This is a genomic window from Micromonospora palythoicola (assembly GCF_036689795.1).
Lineage (GTDB): Bacteria > Actinomycetota > Actinomycetes > Mycobacteriales > Micromonosporaceae > Micromonospora > Micromonospora palythoicola.
In genome coordinates this window covers 1-4873 of sequence record NZ_JBAGKI010000129.1, presented here as the reverse complement: position 1 = coordinate 4873, position 4873 = coordinate 1, and the positions used below count along the sequence as shown (strand labels likewise).

Below are 4873 nucleotides of genomic sequence, written 5' to 3'. Positions count from 1 at the left end.
GCTTGGGGGTGGGGGGGGGTTTCGGGGTGGGGGTGGCGCTGGTCGCGGGGTTCGGCGCGGGGCTGCCCGTGGTGGGGGGCTGGCGAGCCGACCGGTCGGCTCGCTCGGCGGCCGCTGCCCGGGCCTGTGCGTCCAGGGCGACCGGGCTGCTGGTCGGCCGCTCGTCGCGGTCGGTCAGGACGACACCGCCGACGCCGAGCGCCGCCAGGGCGACCGCACCGGCAGCCAGCAGGCGGGAACGCCGGCTCAGCCGTCGACGGTGGCGTGCCGGGGCGTGGGGGATCTCGCGGGTAGGGGTGGGCTTGTCGTCCTGCACGGGTACGGACCTCACTGGCTTCGAGTGGTACGTGACCTCGAAATCCTGGTGTCCGTCCGGGCGGTACCGGGTACCGGGGGTGTGGGCGGCGCGGGCGGTGGCCGGCGTCGCTGTCCGTCTTCGTGCCGGACTGGTCCCAACTGCCCGGTCCGCACCTGGTCGGTCCTTGTGCCGTCCGTCACAGTTGCTCGGGTGAGCTGGGACACATGCGCATCCCGGACGCCACGCGAAACCGCCCGGATCGACAGATCCGGGCGGTCAACGGGCGTCACGGCCGGTCAGGACGCGGCTACCTCGCTGTAGATTGCCTCGACTTGCAGCTTGATGTCCACTCCGCGCTCCTGCAACCACGGCACCGGGTCGAGTGGCTCCCCCTTGACATGGATCTCCAGGTGCAGGTGGGAACCGTAGGAGTGACCGGTGTTGCCGACCAGACCGAGCTGGTCACCGGCCTTGACCTGCTGCCCCTCGCGCACGCTGAGCGCGGAGGAGTGGCCGTAGATGGCTTCGCTGCCGTCGGCGTGCTGGACGATCACCGCGTTCCCGTAGCCGCCGAACCAGCCGGCCTTGGTGACGGTGCCCTCGTGGATCGCGACGTACGGGGTGCCCTCCGGTGCCACCAGGTCGACGCCGGTGTGCAGCTTGCCCCAGCGCATGCCGTAGGGGGAGTTGAAGTCGTAGCCCTGCAGGGGCAACAGCCAGACGCCGGTGTCCTCGGCGCTCTCCGGGGCATCGCGGCCGTCCCGGGACGCCCGGTCGGCGGCGTCGGCCCGGTCGGCCACGCCCTGGTTGCTGATCGAGGCCTGCTTGAGCTCGTCGAGCACGGTAGGGCTGACGCTCTTGGCGTCCGGCATCGCGCTGGCTCCCAGCGCCACCACACCGGCGCCGACGAAGGCGGTGGTGACGACCGCGGCGTAGCGGCTGCGCGGGGGGGTGGGTACGCGGCGGCGGCCGCGATATCGATCGGGCTCAGACGACAGGCGCTGGCGCACGCATACCCTCCGTTGTCGGGGTTCCGATGCGGATCAGCCGTCGTCCGGATCTGGTGACCGTCCGTCGGCTGGTCGCGTCGTCACCCGTCCGTAGACCTGATGACAACCGTGGACACGGTAGCCAACCGTCAGTCCCGTCACAAGCCGGAGCGCCGAATTGCTTGCAACGTTCTGTCCACTTCCGTCCGAGATTGTCATGGCTCGCGGGTGTAGTGGAGTGTCCTCGTTATCCTCCGTTCGTCGCACACCGTGACCGTTCGGCGGAGGCGTCCCGCTTGACGCCAACCGCGCCGGTCGTGCCTCTGCGTGAGGTGGCAGTGGTATCCACGTGACATGGCAGGGGGTCGCGGCGAATTGGTACGGCGACCCCTGTTTACCGCTCGCCCTGCCGGCCCCGGTTCCCCGGCCGAGGTCGGGCGGGTTACCGTTCGTTCAGGTGAATGCCGCGGAGCCGGTGAAAGGGATGCCCAGATGAGCTCTCGTGTTCGGGTCGTCGTCGCCAAGCCGGGCCTGGACGGCCACGACCGTGGTGCCAAGGTGGTGGCGCGGGCCCTCCGTGACGCCGGCATGGAGGTCATCTACACCGGCCTGCACCAGACCCCGGAGCAGATCGTGGAGACCGCAATCCAGGAGGACGCCGACGCGGTCGGTCTCTCGGTGCTCTCCGGGGCGCACATGACGCTGTTCCGCCGGGTCCTCGAACTGCTCGACGAACGGCAGGCCCGGGACATCGTCGTCTTCGGCGGGGGCATCATCCCGGAGGCCGACCTGCCGGAGTTGGAGCGGCTCGGTGTGGCCAAGATCTTCACCCCGGGCGCCACCACCACGTCCATCGTGGAGTGGGTCCGGGACAACGTCGCCCAGCCGGTGGCCTGAGCACAGGGGGAGGGGCCGGACGCACCCCTCACACGTCCGGCCCCTCTATGCACGATGCCCCGCCGCCACCCCTCGACCGACAGGGCATCGGCCGTTTCCGTCTTCGCGCTCTCCAGCGCTCCGACACCTGACTCAACGACGCCCCTCCAGTGGGGTTACGCGGGACCGCCGAGAACCACCGCCACCCCGGCAAGATCGCTCGAACGGGTGACGTGGCCCGGTCCGTACCCTGACGGATGCCCTCCGGTGACCCGACGCCGGCCTGGTTTGTGCATTACCGCACACCACGCACCCGCTCGGTTGCCGGTGGTGCCGGCATCGCTAGGCTGCGCCCAATGAACCCTTTCCGACCTCCCCTTGCGGGCCGCACCGTCAGGTCGGCGGCGGCGCGTGGTCGCGGTGGCGAGGGTTCGACCGCCTGCGTCAACTTCAACTGATGTCGGGCATCACACTGTTTTCTTTCCATACGCTGGTGGCGGCGCGACGGTGCGCCGCAGAGACGGGACGGGACGCGCAATCGTGGACCTGTACGAGTACCAGGGGCGGGACCTGTTCGAGCGGCACGGACTTCCCGTGCTCGCCGGCGGCGTCGCCACGACCCCGGAGGAGGCCCGCGCGATCGCCGAACGCCTCGGCGGCCGGGTGGTCGTCAAGGCACAGGTGAAGGTCGGCGGACGAGGCAAGGCGGGCGGCGTCAAGCTGGCCGAGGGCGCGGAGGAGACGGTGGCCCGCGCCACCGACATCCTCGGCATGGACATCAAGGGTCACACCGTCCACAAGGTCATGATCACGGTGACCGCGGACGTGGCCGAGGAGTACTACTTCTCGTACCTGCTCGATCGGGCGAACCGCACGTTCCTCTGCATCGCCAGCGTCGCCGGCGGTATGGACATCGAGCAGGTCGCCGCCGAGACCCCGGAGAAGGTCGTCAAGGCCCCGATCGACGCCGTCAAGGGCGTGGACGAGGCGAAGGCGCGGGAGATCGTCGAGGCGGCCGGCTTCCCGGCGGAGGTCGCCGACCAGGTCGTCGACGTCGCGGTCGGCCTGTGGCGGGCCTTCGTCGCCGAGGACGCCACCCTGGTGGAGGTGAACCCGCTGGCCAAGACCGCCGAGGGCAAGCTGCTGCTGCTGGACGCCAAGGTGTCGCTGGACGAGAACGCCGGCTTCCGGCACCCCGACCACGAGGCACTCGTCGACCAGGCGACGGTGGACCCCCTGGAGCAGGCGGCCAAGGAGAAGGACCTCAACTACGTCAAGCTCGACGGCGAGGTCGGCATCATCGGCAACGGGGCCGGCCTGGTCATGTCGACTCTCGACGTGGTCGCCTACGCCGGCGAGCGGCACGGCAACGTCAAGCCGGCCAACTTCCTCGACATCGGCGGCGGCGCGAGCGCCGCGGTCATGGCCAACGGTCTGGAGATCGTGCTCTCCGACCCGTCGGTCAAGAGCGTCTTCGTGAACGTCTTCGGCGGCATCACCGCCTGCGACGCGGTCGCCAACGGCATCGTGCAGGCGCTGGAGCTGCTGGAGCAGCGGGGCGAGCAGGTCACCAAGCCGCTCGTCGTCCGCCTCGACGGCAACAACGCCGAAGCCGGTCGGGCGATCCTCGACGGCGCGAACAACCCGCTGATCGAGCGGGTCGACACCATGGACGGCGCGGCCGAGCGGGCCGCCGAGCTGGCGGCTGCGGGGGTCTGACACATGGCTATCTGGCTGACCAAGGACTCGAAGGTCATCGTCCAGGGGATGACCGGTTCCGAGGGTTCCAAGCACACCCGCCGGATGCTCGCCGCCGGCACGAACGTGGTGGGCGGCGTGAACCCGCGCAAGGCGGGCACCACCGTCGACTTCGACGGCACCGAGCTGCCGGTCTTCGCCGGCGTCGCCGACGCGATGAAAGACACCGGTGCGGACGTCACGGTCATCTTCGTACCGCCGCAGTTCACCAAGGCCGCGGTCATCGAGGCGATCGACGCCGAGATCCCGCTGGCCGTGGTGATCACCGAGGGGGTGCCGGTGCACGACACCGCCGCCTTCTGGGCGTACAACGTCGCCAAGGGCGAGCGGACCCGGATCATCGGCCCGAACTGCCCCGGCATCGCCTCCCCGGGTGCCTCGAACGCCGGCATCATCCCGGCGGACATCACCGGCTCCGGTCGGATCGGTCTGGTCAGCAAGAGCGGCACGCTGACCTACCAGATGATGTACGAGCTGCGCGACATCGGCTTCTCGACCTGTGTCGGCATCGGTGGCGACCCGATCATCGGGACGACGCACATCGACGCGCTGGCCGCGTTCGAGGCCGACCCGGACACCGACGCCATCGTCATGATCGGTGAGATCGGCGGCGACGCCGAGGAGCGGGCGGCCGAGTTCATCAAGGCCAACGTCAGCAAGCCGGTGGTCGGCTACATCGCCGGGTTCACCGCCCCGCCCGGCAAGACCATGGGGCATGCCGGCGCGATCATCTCCGGCTCGGCGGGCACCGCCGACGCCAAGAAGGCAGCGCTGGAGGCGGTGGGCGTGAAGGTCGGCAAGACGCCGACCGAGACGGCCAACCTGATGCGCGAGATCATGTCCGCGGGCTGAGCCGGCAGAGACGCGGGGGGGGGGGGCCCCCCAGCGGGGGCCCCCACCCCGGACACGCCCGGGGGGTGGCGGGGGGGCGGAGCGAAGAGCGGACGGCCCC

The 4873-nt window shown here is 70.3% G+C and carries 4 protein-coding genes and 1 pseudogene; 3 read left to right on the top strand and 2 right to left on the bottom strand.

All coding sequences use genetic code 11. The annotated features are described in order from the left end of the window. Both V5O40_RS27790 and V5O40_RS27785 read right to left on the bottom strand, forming a co-directional pair. Positions 1–316, bottom strand: a pseudogene (locus V5O40_RS27790) (M23 family metallopeptidase); the annotation flags it as partial. Positions 317–594: 278 nt separating this feature from the next. After that, positions 595–1308: a M23 family metallopeptidase gene (locus V5O40_RS27785; protein WP_269738232.1), complete on the bottom strand. Its 714-nt coding sequence runs from the start codon at positions 1306–1308 to the stop codon at positions 595–597. Positions 1309–1779: 471 nt separating this feature from the next. Here V5O40_RS27785 and V5O40_RS27780 point away from each other — a divergent pair, with 471 nt between their 5' ends. The 3 genes from V5O40_RS27780 (at position 1780) to sucD (ending at position 4773) form a co-directional block, all read left to right on the top strand. Then, positions 1780–2184, top strand: a complete 405-nt coding sequence (locus V5O40_RS27780) for a cobalamin B12-binding domain-containing protein (RefSeq protein WP_164447810.1) — start codon at positions 1780–1782, stop codon at positions 2182–2184. A 519-nt stretch (positions 2185–2703) separates the two neighbouring features. Next, complete coding sequence (sucC, locus tag V5O40_RS27775; RefSeq protein ID WP_164447809.1) at positions 2704–3882, top strand: ADP-forming succinate--CoA ligase subunit beta; 1179 nt, start codon at positions 2704–2706, stop codon at positions 3880–3882. Between the two features lie 3 nt (positions 3883–3885). Further along, positions 3886–4773, top strand: coding sequence for a succinate--CoA ligase subunit alpha (sucD, locus tag V5O40_RS27770; protein ID WP_269738230.1), 888 nt, complete (start codon positions 3886–3888; stop codon positions 4771–4773). The last annotated feature ends 100 nt before the right edge of the window (positions 4774–4873 follow it).

What these genes read in the sequence shown, in the direction of transcription:
- V5O40_RS27780 (WP_164447810.1), top strand. Translation starts at nt 1,780, where the DNA reads ATGAGCTCTCGTGTTCGGGTCGTCGTCGCCAAGCCGGGCCTGGACGGC.
- sucD (WP_269738230.1), top strand. Translation starts at nt 3,886, where the DNA reads ATGGCTATCTGGCTGACCAAGGACTCGAAGGTCATCGTCCAGGGGATG.